Source organism: Streptomyces longisporus, from assembly GCF_039532765.1.
Taxonomy (GTDB): Bacteria; Actinomycetota; Actinomycetes; order Streptomycetales; family Streptomycetaceae; genus Streptomyces; species Streptomyces longisporus.
Window position 1 is genome coordinate 41276 of sequence record NZ_BAAASG010000028.1, and the last position, 17229, is coordinate 58504.

Here is a 17229-nt window from a genome sequence, read left to right on the forward strand (position 1 = left end):
GCGAAGCTCAGCCGTTGTGGCCGGTGTGCGCGCTGTGGTTGGTGCCGATCTCCTCGTCGCCGCCGAGCGTGTGCTGCAGCGCCTTGACCACCTTGTCCTCGCCGACGGCGACCCACTTGCGGCCGACGAGGTAGAAGCCTCCGTAGTCCTTCGCGTCGTTGATCCACTCGCGCTGGCCGCGGTCGGTGGCGAAGGTGGCGAAGACGAACTTGCCGTCGGAGGTCGTGCAGATGGCCTGGCGGACCTCGTCGGAGTCGATCTGCATGTCCGGCTTGCACTTCACCTTGGCGGCCAGGCTCTCCAGAGAGCCGGTGGCGGCGGTCGGCACCTTGGCGGCCGCGTCGCTGTTTCCGGTTCCACAGCCCGCCAGCGCCAGGACGCCCGCGGCAGTGGCCACGGCGAGCATCGGTCGGGTCAACCTCATCTGTTCCTCCGGGTCGCTCTGCTGGCCCGGGCCTGACCGGCACATTCCCGTCGTCCGCCGCGAGGCAGGCGGGAATGTGCCGGCCAGGCCCTGAGGGCCCGTCCCCTTCGATACGGCCGTGAAGGCTGGGGCGCTCAAAAATACGGCTGTCCGCTGTGCACGCGTGTGCGAAAGTGCTCCCGTGAATCAAGACTGGGAAGATCGCGTGACCGCCGCCTGGGCCACCCTCGACGACTATCCGGAAGAGCGGGCCGCCGACTTCCGGGCCGTGATCGACGCCCTCGCCGCCGAGGTCCCGGAGGGCAGCCCGCTCGGCCTCTTCGAGCAGGCCTGTGCCTGGGACTCCACCGGGCACTCGGACAAGGCCGTACCGCTGTACCGGGAGGCGCTGGCGCGCGGGCTGAGCGAGGTCAGCCCGTACAAGGGCCGCAGGGCCAAGATCCAGCTGTCCAGTTCGCTCAGGAACATCGGGCAGGCGGAGGAGGGCGTCAAGCTGCTGACACCGGAACTGGAGGCGCCCTCCGACGAGTTGGACGACGCGGTACGGGCATGTCTGGCGCTGTGCCTGTCCAGTCTCGGCCGGGACCGCGAAGGGCTCTCCCTGGTGCTCGGCGCCCTGGCGCCGCATCTCCCCCGCTACCAGCGCTCGATGGCGAACTACGCGCGGGCGCTCGTCGAGCCCGAGGACTGAGTCGCCCGGGCGGCGGTGACTATCCCATGATTCGCTCGTTTTGCTGAACGTGCAGTCACAGGATGTCGCCCCGCGCCCCGCACCGTCCCCTTCCGACCTGGCCGTCGACGTCGAACAGGCCGAGGCCGCGCTCGTCGAGCACTATCCGCGGCTGGTCCGGCTCGCCTACCTGGTGCTGCCGCCGAGCCTCGGCCGCAACCGGCGCGTGGTGACCGCACACGCCCTCACCCAGCGCGCCCTGCCCCGCGGCCGGGCACAGGCACCCGCGATCCCGGCCCGCTCGACCGGGCGCAACGGCGACCCGGGATACGCCTTCGTCCGCCTCCAGGTGCTGCGTACGGCACTGGAGGCGGGCCTGCCGCTGAAGCGCACGGCGCTCCCCAGGCGGTCCCAGCTGCCGCCGCTGCTCCCCCAGGTGTGGGGCCTGCGCCTGTTCCCGCGCTCCGGCGGTGCCGACGAACTCGCCCTGGACCAGCGGCTGTCCGCCCTGTCCGGCCCCGCCCGCGCCGCCTACGTCCTGCGCGGCCTGGAGAAACTTCCCGACGGTGACGTGGCCAAGGTGCTGACCGCCGCCGGCTGCGAGGACCCGCAGGACGCACTCCGGGAGGCCGACGAGGTCCCGGAGCAGTACGCCCTGCTCGACTCCCCCGAGTTCGACCCCTGCTCACTGCACGCCCGGCCCACCGATCTGATGCGCCGCAGACAGCACACCAGGGCCGCGCTCGCCGCCGCGGCGGCCGTCGCCGTGTGCGGGGTGCTGTTCGGTCTGCCGGGGGACGGCTGGGCCCCCGACGGTGCCGCCGCCCCCGCGTACGCCCAGAACCCGGCGGCCGAGGCCGCCCTGGACCCGGCCAAGCTGCTGCGGGTCGCCCCCACCGCCTGGACGACCTCCGCGCGCACCGACTTCTCCGTCTGGCCCGCCCGCGGCGACCTCACCGGCGACAAGGCCCTGCTGCGCCGCGCCCTCGCCGTCTGGGCCCGTCCCGGCGAGAGCGTCCAGGTCTCCGCGACCCCCGGCACCCCCTCCGGCGGCCCGTCCGGCCCGCCCCAGCTGCTGTACGCCGGGACCGTCGACAGCGCACGGGTGGTGATGCTCTACGACGGTCTGCGCATCGCCCGGTACGCCGAGCCGAAGAGCGGCACGAAGGGCGCCGCCCTGGACTTCGCACGGGTCGACGGCGCCGACCGCTCCGAGGCGAACGCGCTGGTCCTGGACCGGGCGGACGGCAACGTCCGCTATCTGACGGCCCCCTGGGTGAAGCAGGCCGCCGAGCGGGACCTCCTCAAGCCGGCCACCGGCACGACGGCCCTCGACCTGACCGGCGGCGTCACGGCACCGCTGGCCGGCCCCGCCGCCGAGAGCGGCGACTGCACGTCGTGGAAGGTGCTCCAGCTCACGGACGCCACCGGCACCCGCCTCAGCACCGACCTCGGCGAGCTCGTCCCCGCCCACCTCACCATCGGACGGCCAGGCGCCGTCCACGAGGTCACCGGCGCCCCGGCCCTGCACACCTGGGCGCCGTACGCCTGCTCGCTGGCCTCGATGCGCTCGGCGGGCGTGCGCACGGTCAACGCCTGGGCGTACGGCCGGCAACCGCTGCCCGACGCGAGCGGGGTGGCGGACTGGGTGTGCACCCGGGCCGAGACCTGGCGGGGCGGCGGGACGCGGGTGCTTGCGCAGTTCCACACGCCGGGCGGGGCGTACGGGGCGGTCGCCGCGAAGGCGGAGAACGTACCGGCGTGCGGGGCGAAGGACCCGCATGTGCTCGCCGGAGTGCTGTGGAAGTCGGAGGCGAAGAACTGGTACCTCCTCGCGGCCGGCAGCCCGGGGACGTCGTCGATCAGTACGACGGGAGGGGTCAGCGCCTCCACCCCGGGCAGCCTGCTGGCCGTACGGACCAAGCAGGGTATGCGGGCCGAGCTGGCGGGGACCCTGGAGGACGGTCGGCAGATCAGCGGACTGCACTGAGCGCTCCGCGGGATGGGCGGCGATGGGCCGTCGACCGTCCGCGGCATGGTCGTGGCTTGTCGCGCCCCGCGGCGGAGCCGCAAATGGATACAGCCCCGCGCCCCTTTGGGGCGCTGCCGAACCCCTCCCCGCTTGCTGACACTGACGTCAACAAGTCCTTGCCGAGGGGTTCCGCTCGGACTTACCCGTCAGTACATTGACGCCATGTCCAACAAGCAGGCCTCGGAGCGGGTCGCCCTCAAGGCGCGGAAGGTGTCCTTCTCGTGGGAGGAGACCCCGCTGCACTGGGTGCCTGGGGATCCCTTCACCACGCACACCATCAATGTGCTGCATCTGCTGCTGCCCGCCGGTGAGCGGTGGTTCGTGCACGTCTACAAGCAGGTGCTGCCCTACATCCGGGACGAGCGGCTGCGCGAGGACGTCATGGGGTTCATCGGGCAGGAGGCGATGCACTCACAGGCCCACGACGAGGTCCTGCCGCACCTGAAGGAGCTCGGGCTCGATCCGACGCCGTACACCGCGCAGGTCGACTGGTTCTTCGAGAAACTGCTCGGCGACCGGACCCTGCCGCCGGGCAGGGCGCGCACGTGGTGGCTGATGGAGCGGGTGGCGATCATTGCGGCGATCGAGCACTACACCGCGTTCCTCGGCAACTGGGTCCTCAACGCCGAGGAACTGGACCGGCGGGGCGCCGACCCCACCATGCTGGATCTGCTGCGCTGGCACGGCGCGGAGGAGGTCGAGCACCGGTCCGTCGCCTTCGACCTGTTCCAGCACGTCGACGGCGGCTACCGGCGGCGGGTGCGCACCTGGGCCACCGCGTTCGCGGCACTGGTGTTCCTGTGGCAGCGCGGGGCGCGCTTCTTCATGGAGAACGATCCGACGCTGATCGACGGCCGCGCGAGCTTCAAGGAGTTCTACGTACGCGGCAGACGGGGCACCCTGCCCGCGACCGGCGACATGCTCAGGTCCGTCCCGCGCTACCTCAGCCGCGCCTACCACCCCTCCCAGGAGGGCTCCACCGAGCAGGCCGTCGCCTATCTCGCCTCCTCGCCCGCTGCGGTCGCGGCCCTCGCGGCGGAGAAGGGAGCCCGGTGATGCCGAGGCTGCGCACGGTGGTGGTCGCCGCGGGCACGGCCATGCTGGTCAGACGGGCGATGCGGCGCCGCATCAGGACCTCGCCGCTGTGGCCGATGCCCGCCCTGGAGAACCCGACCTCCGGGCGGCCCCGGTCGCGGGCGCTGAAGCTGCTGGTCGCCTCGCGCGAGACGGTCGCCGAAGGCGTCGTACAACTGCGCCTGGGAGGGCGGGACTTGCCGCGCTGGGAGCCCGGCGCGCATCTCGACCTCGTACTGCCGTCGGGTCTTGTGCGGCAGTACTCGCTGTGCGGCGACCCGGAGGACACCTCGTCGTACACCGTCGCCACCCGGCTCGTCGAGGACGGCCGCGGCGGCTCGCGCGAGGTGCACGAGCAGGTCACGGAGGGGATGGAGCTGGAGGTGCGCGGGCCGCGGAACCGCTTCCCGCTCGTCGAGGCCCCGTCGTACGTCTTCGTCGTGGGCGGCATCGGGATCACGCCCGTGCTGCCGATGCTGCGGGCGCTCGGGGACGGCGCCAAGTGGCGGCTGGTGTACGGCGGGCGGACGCGGGCGTCGATGCCGTTCCTGGAGGAGCTCGAGAAGCTGGGCGGTGACCGGGTGACCGTCGTCGCCGAGGACGAGGACGGACTGCCCGATCTCGACGGCCTGTTGGCGGGTACGGCCGAGGAGGCCGCCGTGTACTGCTGCGGCCCGGAGGGGCTCATCGCCGCGATGGAGGAACGGCTCCCGCGGGTCCGCCTCGAACGGTTCACGCCCCGTACGTCGACCGACGGCAACGGCGCCTTCGAGGTCGAACTCCGGCGCAGCGGACGGATGTTGACCGTGCCGGCCGACTCGACCGTGCTGGCCGCCGTGCGCGCCGCGCTGCCGAACACCGCCTACTCCTGTGAACAGGGGTTCTGCGGAACGTGCCAACAGCGGGTCCTGGAGGGCGAGGTGGAGCACCGGGACGAGCTGCTGACGGACGCCGAGCGTGCCGACTCGATGCTGATCTGCGTTTCGCGGGCACGAAGTGAGCGTCTCGTGCTGGATATGTGAACACCGATGGCCGGACCGGACCGTTCCGGGCCGGATCCGATCGGTAAGGTGTTCGCATGACTACCGGGGTACGCCGCAGAATGGGAGTCGAGGAGCGGCGGCAGCAGTTGATCGGCGTCGCCCTCGAACTGTTCAGCCAACGCTCTCCCGACGACGTCTCCATCGACGAGATAGCCGCCGCCGCGGGCATCTCCCGCCCGCTGGTGTACCACTACTTCCCGGGCAAACTCAGCCTGTACGAGGCCGCGTTGAAGCGCGCGGCGGAGGATCTGGCGGGCCGGTTCAAGGAGCCGCAGGAGGGCCCGCTGGGCGCGCGGCTGCTGCGGGCGATGCGCCGCTTCTTCGACTTCGTGGACGACCACGGCCCCGGTTTCTCGGCACTGATGCGCGGCGGCCCGGCGGTGTCCGTGGGCGGAGCCCACTCCATGAGCCACACCTCGGCCACCAACGCCCTCATCGACTCCGTACGCCAGGCCGCCTACGAACAGATCCTGTCGCACCTGGGCGTCCAGGACCCACCCGCCCGCCTGGAACTGGTCGTGCGCTCCTGGATCTCCCTGGCCGAGTCGACGGCCCTGATCTGGCTGGACGGCCGCCGCATCCCCCGGGCCGAACTGGAAGCCCAACTGGTCCACGACTTCGCAGCCCTGGCGGCGGTGAGCGCGGCCTACGACGACGAGATGGGCGCGCTGCTGCGCCGCATACTCAAGGACGAGCCACCGGACGGCCCGTTCGCGGACCTGGTCGCCCGGTTGCTCACGCTGGCGTCGTAGGACCGTCTAACGCTCGAACTTCCGGTACGACGGGTCGAGGTCCCGGACCTCGGCGGAGGCGTGCAGAACCGCGTGGCCGTCGTCCGCCACGTGCTTCTTCAGCAGCTCGAGGACGGTCTCGGTGAGCTTCGCCTTCGTCTCCTCGGTGCGGCCGGCAAGCAGTCCGATCATGACGTGCACCACGGCGTGGCCGTGGTCCAGGGGGTCCTCGTAGCCGAACGCGGTGACCTCGGACGCGCGGAACTGTGTCTTGCAGGCCTCCGGCTTGGCGGCCGCGATATCGACGAGCGCGGTGTGCAGGTCGTGGGCGAAGCCCTCCCGGTCGAAGTGGATCGCCTTCGAGTGGTCGACGGTGATCTGCGGCATGGGCACTCCTGTTCCAGGACGGCAGCGACAGGAGCAGCCTAATTCCTCAGCTGAAGCGCGAGCATCGCGATGTCGTCCTCGCGGTCGTGCCCGAAGCAGGCCAGCAGGGTGTCGCACAGGGCGTGCAGGCCGGGCAGCGCGCCGACGGCAGCCGAACGGAGCTGCTCCATCGAGAGGCTCAGGTCGGTGCCCCGGGTCTCGATCAGACCGTCGGTGACCATGAGGAGCCGGTCGCCGGGCTCCAGGAACAGCTCGGTGGGCGGCGGGTGCGGCAGCCCCAGGCCGAGCAGCGGGCCGTCGGCCTTGGCGTACTCGGCGTCTCCGTTGTTGCTCAGGATCAGCGGCGGGATGTGGCCCGCGTTGGCGATCCGGGTACGGCCGGTCCCGGGGTCGATCAGCGCCAGGCAGACGGTGGCTGTGACCTCCGGGTGGTAGTGCTGCAGCATCCGGTCGAGCCGCTCGGCGAGCACGGCCGGGTCGCTCTCCTCGACGCAGTAGGCGCGCAGCGCATGCCGGATCTCGACCATGACGGTGGCCGCCTCCAGCGAGTGCCCGACGACGTCGCCGACCGCGGTGAGCACGCCCTCGTCGGTGCGCAGGGCCGCGTAGAAGTCGCCGCCGATCTCGGTCTCGCGGGAGGCCGGTACGTAGCGGACCTCGACGTCGATGCCGGGCAGTTCGGGCAGCCGGTGCGGCTGGGGCAGGAAGCTGTGCTGGAGGGTGAGGGCGACATGCCGCTCGACCTGGTACATGAGCAGCGGCTCGGCGGCGAGCGCGGCGGCCTGCGCCAGCTGGGCCACCAGGGCTTCCTCCTCGGGGTTCACCCTGCGCACCCCGCGAGTGGGCGTGGCCAGGCACACGGGGGCCTGGCCGTCCTGGGTGAGGACCAGTGCCAGCCGGGCGTCGTGCTGCATGCCGGGCCGGAAGAACCCGGCGGGCCACAGCGGCGCGGGCACGGTGGTGATCTGCACCCCCGCCTGTCCGCGGGTGAGCCGCCGCAGCAGTCCGGCCACGGTGCGGTGGGCGCCCGCGTCCGGCAGGGCGAGGGAGGTGCGGTCCCGGGAGAGGCCGCTGTACAGCTCGTCGTCCGGGCCGAGGACGAAGACGGCGGCGGGACCGCCGATGAGCCGCGCGGTGCCGTCGGCGGCGGCGTCGGCGAGTTCCTGCAGGGAGCGCGCCGCCTGGATGGTGACGATCGCCTGGGAGAGCATGGTCAGCCGCCGTACCAGCGCCTGGTCGTCGGCCCGCAGCCGGGCGGTGCGCACCGCGGAGCGGACCACCGCCTCGATCTCCTCGGGCTCGGCGGGCACCGTCAGATAGGTCTCGGCGCCCATGTCCAGCCCCTGGCAGCGGTCGGCCGGTGCCACGGCGGCGGCCGAGAAGTGCACCACGGGCAGGCCCGCCATGTGCGGCCGTTCCTTGAGCCGCCGGCACAGGTCGAAGCCGCTCATGTCGGGCAGGTCGATGTCGACGAGGGCCACGTCGGGCAGGGCGCCCTTGCGCAGCCGTACGTCGAGTTCGACGAGTGCCTGCTGGCCGGTGGCGACCGGTACGACCTGGTGTCCGGCCCGGCGCAGCACCGTCCCCATCGCGTACCGGCTGGCCGCGACGTCGTCCACGACCAGCACGGTCGTGTCTGTCAGCTTGCCGTTGAGGTCCATCTTCCAGCCCTGGGGACAACGCCGGTGAGGCAGACCGGGGTTCGGCCTGCCCCACCAAAGTAATGCCCCTTTCAGGAGATCCGGGAGAATATTGCGACACTGCGACCCGGAACGGCGAACGTGCCCGATTCCCGCTCATAGGAAGAGCTCTTGACGATAGGGTCGGCGCCCGCCGCCTGCACGGGGTGCAGCCGGTAGCCGGTTCCGGCCAGGGAGTCGACGCGCTGCTCCTGTCTGCTCGGCGTCGCGTTGAAGACGACGACCAGGTCACCCAGCTTCATGGTGATCACACCGGGTGTCTCGTCCTTGCCGGACAGCGGGAAGGACAGCTTCGACTGCACCTGCGCGGCCGTGTCGAGCGAGAACACGCCGTCCGTCGAACGGATCTTCAAAAGGTCCTGGTAGGCGGCCGAGGCCCCCTCGATCTGCGGGCAGCCGACCCGCACCGAGCTCAGCAGCGGCTTGGCGTACGGCCACTTGGACTGGTTGTCGGCCGCCATCGGCAGCCCCCGCCCGAAGCCGTTGCCGTCCGTGCAGTTCCAGTGGATGGCGTTGAACCAGTCGCCGCTGTCGAACGAGTTGCGGTCCAGGGACTTGGAACGCAGCAGGTCGGAGCCCGCCTGTGAGAGGGACGGGCCCTGCGAGAGGGTGGCCGTCGCCATCGCGAGGACCTGCATCCTGGCCCGGTCGGCCGCGCTGGTCGAGGCGGGCAGCTTGTAGGTGAGGGCGTCGAAGAGCGACTCGTTGTCGTGCGCGTCCGCGTAGGCGACGGCGTCTCCGGGCGCGTCCGCGTAACCGGCCGGCTGACCGTTGTAGTCGACCTCGGCGCCGGTGACCTCCTTGCCGTCGGTGTCGGTGAAGCGGTACTTGGCGAGGTTTCCGGACAGACCGACCTTGATCAGGTCCTGGTAGTGCAGGAGGCGGGCCTTCTGCTCGGCCGAAGTGCCGTTCGCGGCGGACGCGTTGGGGTCGGTGTACAGGCCGGAGGCGAAGCCCTGGACACCGGGGTCGGAGTCGAAGGGGCTACCGCCGCGCACGGCGTCCCGGGCACGGTCGGAGAAGGTCGCGATGCCGGTCCCCGCCATGTTCTTCTGGGTGGCCTGCACGAAGCGGGCGTCGTCGGCGACCTCGCCGAAGTTCCAGCCCTCGCCGTACATGATGATCTTCTTGCCGTCGACGCCGTCCTTCGCGAGGGTCAGCGCGTCGAGCGCCTTGCGCACGGCGAGGATGTTGGCCTTCGGCTGGTGTCCCATGAGGTCGAAGCGGAAGCCGTCGACCTTGTACTCCTTGGCCCAGGTGACGACCGAGTCGACGACCAGCTTGCCCATCATGGAGTTCTCGGTGGCCGTGTTCGCACAGCAGGTGCTGTTCGCGACCGAGCCGTCCGCGAGGAGCCGCTGGTAGTAGCCGGGCACCACCTTGTCGAGGACGCTGGTGTCGGCCTGACCGGCGGCCGCCGTGTGGTTGTAGACGACGTCCATGACGACCCGCAGCCCGTCCTGGTTGAGTCCCTTCACCATCTTGCGGAACTCGACGGTACGGCCGCTGCCGTCCGGGTCGGTCGCGTACGAGCCCTCGGGGACCGTGTAGTGGAAGGGGTCGTAGCCCCAGTTGTAGGCGTCCTTCGCGGCGGTCTTCGCGACGCACGCCTGCTGCTTGTCGGAGTCGGCGGCGTAGGAGGCGAGGTCGCAGTCCGTTCTCGCCTGGTCCGCCTTCTTCTCCGGGACGGTCGCGAAGTCGAAGGCGGGCAGCAGATGGACGTACGACGTGCCCGACTTCGCGAGTTGCCGCAGGTGCCTGGAGCCGTCGCTGTTCCGGTCGGTGAAGGCGAGGTAGGTGCCCTGGTCCTTGGCCGGCACGGTCTTGTCCGCGACGGAGAAGTCCCGGATGTGCAGTTCCTGGATCTGGGCGTCCTTCAGCGGTACGGCCTTGGGCTTGGCCAGGCTCGACCAGCCGCTCGGCGCGAGGGACCTGTCGTCCAGGTCGACGACGAGGCTGCGCTCGGAGTTCGCGGTGAGGGCGAGCGAGTACGGGTCGGTGACCTTGTTGGTGACGACCTTGCGGACGCTGGGCGCCCACACCTTGACGACGTACCGGTAGGGCTTGTTCTTCCAGGACGCCGGGCCGGTGACGGACCAGACGCCGGTGGAGTCGTCGCGCTTCATCGTCTTGAGCGAGCCGTCGAGCTCCAGTGCCACGCTCTGCGCGGTCGGCGCCCACACGGCGAGCGTGGGACGGCCCTTGTGGAACGTCGGCCCCAGCTCGGCCTTGGTCGCGCTCGCGTACACGTCGTCGAGTACGCCGGCGATCTGGACGCCGGTCGCCGCCAGCACGGCGCCGTTCGCGGCCCGCTGGGAGGCGACGATCTGGCCGTCGAGGGCCTCGCGCACCCGGTCCCGGTCGCGCGGGTCGACGGACCAGGCCGTGTAGTCCTTGAGATACGGGAACCTGGCCTTCTGGGCGTCGGTGAGGGTGGTCTTCGCAAGGCGCAGCCAGCGCTCGTCGTCGCTGGTCAGCGCGGAGTCCTTGACGGCGATCGAGCCGTCGTGGGAGTAGAGCAGCTGGGTGGAGGCGGCGGCGTCGGAGCCGTTCCAGGCGACCGTGTTCCGGTCGATCCAGATCGCCTTGGAGGTGCTCAGGTCGAGCGCGGCGGCGGAGCCCGCGGGCTGCGGCAGCAGGTACTTGTCCTGCCCGTTCAACAGCCACACCTCGTAGCCGTTGGACTTGAGGTCCAGCGACTGGTCGGCCGGGAGGTCCTTCTCGTCGCCCTTGTGGATGATGTAACTGAGGCTCGTGGCACCGTCGCTGAGCGGCACCTCGAAGACCGCGCCGTAGGCGTCGGTCCTCACCGGCTTCAGCGGGCTCGACCAGTCCGTGGGGTTCGCGGCGCCGGTCCAGACGTGCAGTCCCCAGCCGTCGTAGTTCCCGTCGGCGCGGTGGTAGTGGATGACCGCCTTGGTCCTGTCCTGCGCCGGGTAGTCGGGGCGGGTCGTCTGTACGGCCTCCTTGCCCTGCTCGACCCAGACCTCGCCGGTCTTGGTGACGTCGATGGTGCGGTCGGTGGAGACGTCCTTGTTGCCGTCCTTGTCGACGACCAGGAACCCGATGCTGGAGGCGCCCGGCTTCAGCTTGACGTAGGCGAAGGCGCCGTACGCGTCACGGCCGACGAAGGGGTGCCCGGCCGGCCAGGTGGTCGACTCGCCGTCGGCGAGGTCGCCCCAGGCGTACAGGCCCCACTTGTCGTAGTCGCCGTCGGTGCGCTTGTAGTGGACGATCGCGTAGTCGCGGGAGGAGGCGGTGGGGGTCTCCGCGGCGGGCGGGGTGCCGGTGGTGGAGGCGGCGGTGGCGCTCGCCGTGTGCCCGGCGGTGTCGATGGCGACTGCCTTGTAACGCAGGGCGGTTCCGGCCGGTACGCCCTTGCCGATGGTCTGCGTGACCTTGTACGGGGCGTGGTCGGCGGAGCCCAGGACCTGCCACTTGCCGGCGCCGACCTGCGCGGCGAAGACGACGCGGTCGAGCTGTCCGCCGGCGACATCCGCGGAGAGTTCCACGGTGCCGGTGGCACCGGCGTCGGGGGCCTTCAGGGTGAGGGTGGGTGCGGTGGTCGGCTCGGCGAGCCTGCCCGCCGCCTTGAGGACGATCGCCGAGCCGGCCGGGACGGTGACCGTGATCTTCTTGTCGGCGTCGGAGGTGACATCGTCCGAAGTCCCGTGGATCCCGCGGAACTTCATGTCCGCCGAGCCGGTCGCGAAGGTCGCCGTCTTCGCCTCGCCGGCGTTGTTGAGGGCGACGACGTACTCCTGGCCGGTCCTGGCGTCCGTACGGGAGAACGCGTAGACACCGGAGCCGTCGGCCGCGTACCGCTGCGTCTGGACGCCGTCCATGAGGGCGGGGTTGTCCTTGCGCAGCTTGCTCAGCTCAGCGATCTGCCGGTAGAGCGGCGCGCTCGTGTCGTACGAGTCGCTCGCGTGGGTGCGGTCGGTGCCGATCTCGTCGTCGTCGAGGTAGTCGGCGACCTTGGAGGCGAACATGGTCTGGCGGGCGTCCTTGTCGCCGCCGGAGCCGGTGAAGCCCTGCTCGTCGCCGTAGTAGACGACGGGGTTGCCTCGGCTGAGGAACATCACCTCGTTGGCGAGCTCGTCCTTCTTGAGGATCTCGGCATCGGTGGCCTTGGGGTTGTCCTGTTTCAGGAAGTACCCGATGCGGCCCATGTCGTGGTTGCCGAGGAAGGTGACCTGCTCGTACGCGTTGGCCTTGTCGGTCGTGTACTTGTAGTCGTCGCCGAAGAGCGAGGCGAGCTTCTGCGCGCTGCCGCCCTGGGAGGCGTAGCTGCGGGCCGCGTCCTGGAAGGGGAAGTCGAGGGTGGCGTCAAGGCGGCCCTGGGTGACGTACGGCGAAGTGATCGAGGTGTCGGCGGAGTAGACCTCGCCGAACATGAAGAAGTTCTTGCGCCCCTGCTTGGCCGCGTAGGCGTCGAGGGCGGTCGCCCACTGGGTCCAGAAGTCCATGTCGACGTGCTTGACCGTGTCGATCCGGAAGCCGTCGATGTCGAAGTCGCGCACCCAGCGCTCGTAGATCTTCTCCATGCCGTGTACGACCTCGGGACGCTCGGTCCACAGGTCGTCGAGGCCGCCGAAGTCCCCGTAGGTGGCGCTCTCACCGGCGAAGGTGGAGTCACCGCGGTTGTGGTACATCGTCGGGTCGTTGAGCCAGGCCGGGACCTTGGCGTTCTTGTCCGCGGCGGCGACGGTGGGCGTGCGCGGGAAGGAGCCGGCGTCGACGGCGGGGAACGTCTTGCTGCCGTCCGCGTAGTCGGCGTCGTCGAAGGGGCGGCCGTCCTTGGTCAGGTACGGGAAGGCGCCCTTGGAGAGGTAGTCGTAGGACTTCTCCTTGTAGTCGACGACATCGGCGGTGTGGTTGGTGATGACGTCGAAGAAGACCTTCATGCCCTTGGCGTGCGCCTTGGAGATGAGGGTCTGCAGGTCCTTGTTGGTCCCGAAGTGCGGGTCGACCTGCGTGAAGTCCGTGATCCAGTAGCCGTGGTAGCCGGCCGAGGCGTTGCTGCCCGTCCCCTGCACGGGGCGGTTCTTGAAGATCGGGGCCATCCAGATGGCGGTGGTGCCCAGGCCCTTGATGTAGTCGAGCTTCTTGGTCAGGCCCTTGAGGTCGCCGCCCTGGTAGAAGCCCTTGTCGGTGGGGTCGTAGCCGGTGCTGAGCCGCGAACCCGTGAGGCCGCCCCTGTCATTGCCGGCATCCCCGTTGGCGAAACGGTCCGGCATGACGAAGTAGAACTGCTCACGGGTGTCGTCGTGCCGGGCGGGCGTGGCGGCGAGCTTCGCGTCGGAGGGCGGCGGGGGCGGGGAGTCCGCCTGGGCCCCGAGTGGCTGGATCAGGGCTGCGGCGAGCGCGGCGACGGTGACGGCCGCGACCCGTCTGACTTGTATCACCGGTGTGAACTCCTAGCGACAGCGGCTCTCTTGGGTCCGACCCCGCGTGACCGTACCGCTGACGCAAGCGTTACAGCAAGAGTCTTGAAACTCATAGCAAGAACTTTCAACGCCAATCTTGACGTGCCCTTCTCAACTCCCCCACTCTCACGACTGGTTGAAACTCAAACACCCTTCATGGGAGCCGCACATGACCGGACACCGACCCCCGGGTGTCTTCCGGCGCACGGCCAGTGCCGCGGCCGCCGGCGCGCTGGCACTCGCCGGCGCAATAGCCCTGCCCGCCACCACCGCCCACGCGGACACGTCCGCCAAGGGCGACGTCATCGCCAACCTCTGGGAATGGAACTGGGACTCCATTGCCTCCGAGTGCACCAACGTTCTGGGCCCGGCCGGCTACGGCGCGGTCCAGGTCGCCCCGCCCGCCGAGTCGCTCAAGCAGTCGTCCTACTACTGGTGGGACGTCTACCAGCCCTACTCCTACGACCTCAACAGCCGCTTCGGCACCAAGGCCCAGTTCGCCTCGATGATCACCGCCTGCCACAAGGCAGGCGTCAAGGTCTACACGGACGCGGTCGTCAACCACACCGCCGCCCAGACCGGCACCGGCTACAACGGCACGACGATCACCAGCAAGTACGACACTCCCGAGTGGAACCGCGCGGACTACCACGACTCCTCGGACTGCCCGACCTCCGACCTGACCATCCAGGACTACTCGAACCTCACCCAGGTCCAGAACTGCGAGCTGCTCGGGCTGCCGGACCTCAGGACCGGCTCGGACCACGTCCGCACGGGCCTCGCCGACTACCTGAACTCCCAGCTCGCCCTCGGCGTCGACGGTTTCCGCGTCGACGCGGCCAAGCACATCCCCGAGGCCGACCTCGCGGCGATCGAGTCCAAGCTGACGAACACGACGTCCGGGACGGCGCCGTACGTCTTCCAGGAGGTCTACCCCGGCTCGACCCCGCAGCCCGGCGACTACTACGCCTCGGGCGACGTCCTGGACTTCACCTACGCGAGCAGGCTGAAGTCCGCGTTCCAGGGCAACGTGAGCGACCTGTCCTCCCTGTCCTCCTCCGGCATCCTCCCGGCCGCCGACTCGGTGTCCTTCGTGACCAACCACGACACCGAACGCAACGGCCTGCACCTGAGCTACAAGGACGGCGACACCTACAAGCTCGCCAACCTCTTCCAGCTCGCCTACAAGTGGTCGACCCCGACGGTGTACGCCAGCTGGGAGTGGACCCAGAGCGACCAGGCCCCACCGAACTCTTCCGGCTTCGTGACCGACACCGACTGCGCCGGCGGCGCCTGGTACTGCCTGGACCGCGACACCGCGGTGGTCGGCATGGTGGCCTGGCACAACGCCGTCGACAGCGCCGCCGTCTCCGACTGGCAGACCATGTCGTCGAACGTGATCGGCTTCGGGCGCTCGGGCGCGGGCTTCTTCGCCCTGAACAACGGCTCCTCGTCGGCCACGTACACCTTCACCACGGGCATGGCCGACGGCACGTACAAGAACGTGGTCGACGGCGGCCGGAGCACGGTGACGGTGTCGGGCGGCAGCGCCTCGATCACCGTCCCGGCGAAGAGCGCGGTCGCCTTCTACAACGCGTCCTACACCTGCACGGTCGGCTGCGACGACACGGGCGGCGGTTCCTCCGGCTCCACGGTGACCGCGACCTTCAACGAGTACGCGGCCACGACGAGCGGCACCAACGTGTACGTGGTGGGCTCCATCTCGGCGCTGGGCGGCTGGGACACCTCGAAGGCGATCAAGCTCTCGTCGTCCGGGTACCCGATCTGGTCGGGCGCGGTGAGCGTGCCGACCAACACGTCCTTCACCTACAAGTACATCAAGAAGGATTCGTCCGGAAACGTCACCTGGGAGTCGAACGCCAACCGATCGTCTGCCGCCACCACTGCGGCGATCAACCTGAACAACTCCTGGAACGTGGCGGACGCCGACGCCACCGACGTCACCTTCAACGAGTACGCGACGACGGACTACGGCACCAATGTCTACGTCGTCGGCTCGATCGCCTCGCTCGGCTCCTGGAACACGAGCGACGCGATCCCGCTGTCGTCGGCCTCCTACCCGACCTGGAGCAAGCTGGTCATCGTCCCCAAGAGCACGGCCTTCACCTACAAGTACGTGAAGAAGGACAGCTCCGGAAACGTCACCTGGGAGTCCGGGACGAACCGCTCGTACACCACGGGCAGTTCGTCCGGATACACCACCAGCGACACCTGGAAGTGAGCGGGCGCTATCGCCTGACGGTGTAGGTGACCAGCGCCCTGGCCGGAACCGTGGTGGTCAGTGAACTTCCGCTGATCGCCACGGTCTGCTGCCGTGCCGTGCTGTGTGTGGCGTCGGTCAGGTACGGGGTCGCCGTCCCCTTGGCGATTTTGGTGTTCTTGAGGTCGAAGGTCACCGGAGTGGCGCTGGTGGAGGTGTTCAGCGCTACGACGGTCACCGTGCCGTCGGTGTTGCGGAACGCCGACAGTTCGAGGGCGGAGTCGGAGGTCGTGGCGCCGATGCGGGTGGCTCCCGGGCGGATGAAGCGGCTGTAGTTGGCCAGCGCCCACAGGCGCTTGGAGACGTGGTAGTTGTCGCCGTCCATCTGGATCAGGCCGCGGGTGGCGCCGACGGAGGCGCCGTACCAGTAGACGTAGCCGCTGGTGTTGCCCTTGGTGAGGGCGTCGTGGATGGCGGAGGCGACGGTGAAGCCGTCGTAGCCGCTGCCGTCGTCCCAGTTCTCGTTCCAGGTGGTGCCGTCGGGGGACCACTCCGACATCCAGCTGCGTTTCCGGGTCGGCAGGGGGCCGTCGACCTTGCTGGCGTAGGTGTGGCCGGTGTGGGTGCTGACGTAACCGCGTGCCGTCGGGTCCGCCTCGATCGCGCTGCTGTAGGCCTTCTCCTGGTCCCAGCCGAAGGAGTCGCAGCAGGCGACCTTGTACCCGGCGGCGCGTGCGATCGGCCCGAAGGTCTTGATGAACTCGACGGCCTGGGCGGGGGTCAGGCGCATGGAGTCGTACGTCGCCGTCCAGTCGGGCTCGTTGGTGAACCCGAGGTCGGTGATCCCGATGCCCTCCTGCCGGTAGAACCTGGCGTACTGGACCAGGAAGTTCGCGTACGCCTTCCTCCAGTCGCCGCTCGCGCAGGTCGCGCCGGTCAGGCCGCACAGGGTGCCGCCGTTGGCGTCCGTGCCGTTGGTCTTCATATAGCCGGGGGCGGTCCAGGCGTCGGCGTAGAAGCGGTTCACGCCGTACGCCCTGGCCTGCTTGGCCAGCCACACCTGGCCCTTGTCGACGCCGTCCCAGGTGTACTTGGGGGTCGCGTTCGGGCCGCCGGGGTCGCTGGGCTGGATGCCGGAGTCGATGCCCAGGCGCAGGATGCTGAGCCCCGCGCCGGTGCTGCGGTCGAGCAGCAGGTCGAGGATCTCCTTCTGGTGCTGGGCGGATAAGCCCTGCGAGCCGTTCATGATGGCGGCCCGTCCGAAGTGCTCGGAGAATCCGAAGCCGTCGATCGGCTGGTACGTGGTCGAGCCGTTGATGGTCGCCGTGGTGGCGGCCGCCGGCTGCGGCAGGGCGGCCGCGGTGGTGCCGGCGGCCGTCAGTAGAGCCGCCAAGGACGTCAACGCCCACTTTCTGAACCTGCGCTGCATGATGCTCCCTTCACGGGAACGCCACCTGGGAGCGCTCCCACAGACATCAGGGAACGTAGGACGACACTCGATGAGCGTCAATCCCACCT

Annotated in this window: 11 protein-coding genes; 6 read left to right on the forward strand and 5 right to left on the reverse strand. The window is 69.8% G+C overall.

The window, feature by feature from the left end:
- Positions 1 to 7: 7 nt before the first annotated feature.
- Positions 8 to 424: a hypothetical protein gene (locus ABD355_RS41165; protein ID WP_344406354.1), complete on the reverse strand. Its 417-nt coding sequence runs from the start codon at positions 422 to 424 to the stop codon at positions 8 to 10.
- 163 nt (positions 425 to 587) lie between these two features.
- Between ABD355_RS41165 and ABD355_RS41170 the strand changes: the two genes are divergently transcribed.
- The 5 genes from ABD355_RS41170 (at position 588) to ABD355_RS41190 (ending at position 5995) form a co-directional block, all read left to right on the forward strand.
- On the forward strand, positions 588 to 1115 hold the full coding sequence (locus ABD355_RS41170; RefSeq protein ID WP_344406355.1) for a tetratricopeptide repeat protein: 528 nt from the start codon (positions 588 to 590) through the stop codon (positions 1113 to 1115).
- A 49-nt stretch (positions 1116 to 1164) separates the two neighbouring features.
- Complete coding sequence (locus ABD355_RS41175) at positions 1165 to 3084, forward strand: hypothetical protein (protein ID WP_344406356.1); 1920 nt, start codon at positions 1165 to 1167, stop codon at positions 3082 to 3084.
- Positions 3085 to 3288: 204 nt separating this feature from the next.
- On the forward strand, positions 3289 to 4182 hold the full coding sequence (locus tag ABD355_RS41180) for a metal-dependent hydrolase (RefSeq protein WP_344406357.1): 894 nt from the start codon (positions 3289 to 3291) through the stop codon (positions 4180 to 4182).
- Positions 4182 to 5222 (forward strand): PDR/VanB family oxidoreductase, encoded by a 1041-nt coding sequence (locus ABD355_RS41185; protein ID WP_344406358.1) that lies wholly within the window; start codon positions 4182 to 4184, stop codon positions 5220 to 5222. The genes ABD355_RS41180 and ABD355_RS41185 overlap by 1 nt, the downstream gene beginning before the upstream one ends.
- A gap of 56 nt (positions 5223 to 5278) precedes the next feature.
- Entirely contained in the window at positions 5279 to 5995 is a 717-nt protein-coding gene (locus tag ABD355_RS41190) for a TetR/AcrR family transcriptional regulator (protein ID WP_344406359.1), read from the forward strand.
- 6 nt (positions 5996 to 6001) lie between these two features.
- Here the strand turns inward: ABD355_RS41190 and ABD355_RS41195 are convergent, their stop codons facing one another.
- From ABD355_RS41195 to pulA, 3 genes are all read right to left on the reverse strand, one after another.
- Positions 6002 to 6361 carry a 5-carboxymethyl-2-hydroxymuconate Delta-isomerase gene (locus tag ABD355_RS41195; protein ID WP_344406360.1) on the reverse strand — a complete coding sequence of 120 codons (360 nt, stop codon included), beginning with the start codon at positions 6359 to 6361 and terminating at the stop codon, positions 6002 to 6004.
- A gap of 38 nt (positions 6362 to 6399) precedes the next feature.
- Positions 6400 to 8022, reverse strand: a complete 1623-nt coding sequence (locus tag ABD355_RS41200; protein ID WP_344406361.1) for a SpoIIE family protein phosphatase — start codon at positions 8020 to 8022, stop codon at positions 6400 to 6402.
- A 71-nt stretch (positions 8023 to 8093) separates the two neighbouring features.
- Entirely contained in the window at positions 8094 to 13469 is a 5376-nt protein-coding gene (pulA, locus tag ABD355_RS41205) for a pullulanase-type alpha-1,6-glucosidase (protein WP_344406362.1), read from the reverse strand.
- Between the two features lie 190 nt (positions 13470 to 13659).
- Between pulA and ABD355_RS41210 the strand changes: the two genes are divergently transcribed.
- Positions 13660 to 15732, forward strand: a complete 2073-nt coding sequence (locus ABD355_RS41210) for a carbohydrate-binding module family 20 domain-containing protein (RefSeq protein ID WP_344406363.1) — start codon at positions 13660 to 13662, stop codon at positions 15730 to 15732.
- A gap of 7 nt (positions 15733 to 15739) precedes the next feature.
- Here the strand turns inward: ABD355_RS41210 and ABD355_RS41215 are convergent, their stop codons facing one another.
- The gene (locus ABD355_RS41215) at positions 15740 to 17140 is read right to left on the reverse strand and encodes a glycoside hydrolase family 30 protein (RefSeq protein ID WP_344406364.1); all 1401 of its coding nucleotides are present in this window, start codon (positions 17138 to 17140) and stop codon (positions 15740 to 15742) included.
- Positions 17141 to 17229 lie beyond the last annotated feature (89 nt).

What these genes read in the sequence shown, in the direction of transcription:
- ABD355_RS41185 (WP_344406358.1), top strand. Translation starts at nt 4,182, where the DNA reads ATGCCGAGGCTGCGCACGGTGGTGGTCGCCGCGGGCACGGCCATGCTG.
- ABD355_RS41200 (WP_344406361.1), bottom strand. Translation starts at nt 8,022, where the DNA reads ATGGACCTCAACGGCAAGCTGACAGACACGACCGTGCTGGTCGTGGAC.
- ABD355_RS41190 (WP_344406359.1), top strand. Translation starts at nt 5,279, where the DNA reads ATGACTACCGGGGTACGCCGCAGAATGGGAGTCGAGGAGCGGCGGCAG.
- ABD355_RS41165 (WP_344406354.1), bottom strand. Translation starts at nt 424, where the DNA reads ATGAGGTTGACCCGACCGATGCTCGCCGTGGCCACTGCCGCGGGCGTC.
- ABD355_RS41210 (WP_344406363.1), top strand. Translation starts at nt 13,660, where the DNA reads ATGACCGGACACCGACCCCCGGGTGTCTTCCGGCGCACGGCCAGTGCC.
- ABD355_RS41215 (WP_344406364.1), bottom strand. Translation starts at nt 17,140, where the DNA reads ATGCAGCGCAGGTTCAGAAAGTGGGCGTTGACGTCCTTGGCGGCTCTA.
- ABD355_RS41180 (WP_344406357.1), top strand. Translation starts at nt 3,289, where the DNA reads ATGTCCAACAAGCAGGCCTCGGAGCGGGTCGCCCTCAAGGCGCGGAAG.
- ABD355_RS41195 (WP_344406360.1), bottom strand. Translation starts at nt 6,361, where the DNA reads ATGCCGCAGATCACCGTCGACCACTCGAAGGCGATCCACTTCGACCGG.